General features: G+C 37.9%; 1 protein-coding gene. It reads left to right on the top strand.

Annotated elements, in window-relative coordinates; genetic code table 11:
* Positions 1-41: 41 nt before the first annotated feature.
* Positions 42-965 (top strand): hypothetical protein (locus AB4623_RS17225; RefSeq protein ID WP_372147002.1); only part of this gene is annotated, 924 nt, incomplete at its 3' end.

The raw sequence follows: 965 nt of genomic DNA on the forward strand, positions 1-965 counted from the left end.
GTGGCGTTGCTCACTACTTTAACGTGGCATCAAGGCATCATATGGAAAAAACGAAGCAAGTATATAGATTTGAAATCCATACGGGGTTATATCTAGGGACTGAGACTGTTCATTTTCGAAATGGTCTTTGGGGTACTCCCTCTGATTGTACTGAATTAGAGCCGCCTTTTCTGATCTGTTTGGATGGGTACATTCCAATTTATAAAAATGGTAGATGGGTTATTGTTGAAGACAATATTTGGCGCCCTAAGCCTACAGTTGAATACAACTATGACGCAGGTCGAAATTCGATAACATACACGCCAATATTGATATATGGGTTTGGTTGGGCATTTCCTAACTACCCATCTCTGCCCATGATTTGTAATAGTAATTTAATAATCACTGAAATTTGTCAGAAAGTAAGGGTTGTTCAGCGCAAGTACAAAGAGTTAGTAGAGCATTATGAGAGCTGTATAAACAATGTTTATAAGCTAAGTCAGTACCCTCTAGATGGACCTCCCCCTTCTCTAAAAGGGTATGAAGAACACGAAAGTAATCAATATAAGTATCACTTTTTGTGCGAAGAGTTGGTTAGTCATATGAGAACAACTATAGATCGCTTGGTTCAGCTGTCGTATATACTCACAGACTTTGCTGCTTATACGTCTAGTAAGCACATTAAAGTAAGTCAAATCGGCTCACTTAGCACTAACAATAACCCTCAAACCGATTTTGAAAAAGTTATTGTCGGTGATGGAATTGACTTTAGGCGTGATGAAACAGGTTTTTTGCGTTGTATTAATGATTTGTCGAATAGCTTTAAACACTCAGTTATGCATGCAGAGGTGTACAGCCTGTATGGTGAAAGCATAGCTACAGTAGTTTCCTATCAGGCGAAACAGAATAATCATAAAAAAGAAATCACGTATCATAATCATAATGCATGCCACTTAGTTATGGGTTTTCAAGATACCGTAATACGT

Origin of the sequence: Vibrio sp. 10N.222.52.C12, assembly GCF_041474215.1 — a bacterium.
GTDB lineage: Bacteria > Pseudomonadota > Gammaproteobacteria > Enterobacterales > Vibrionaceae > Vibrio > Vibrio crassostreae_C.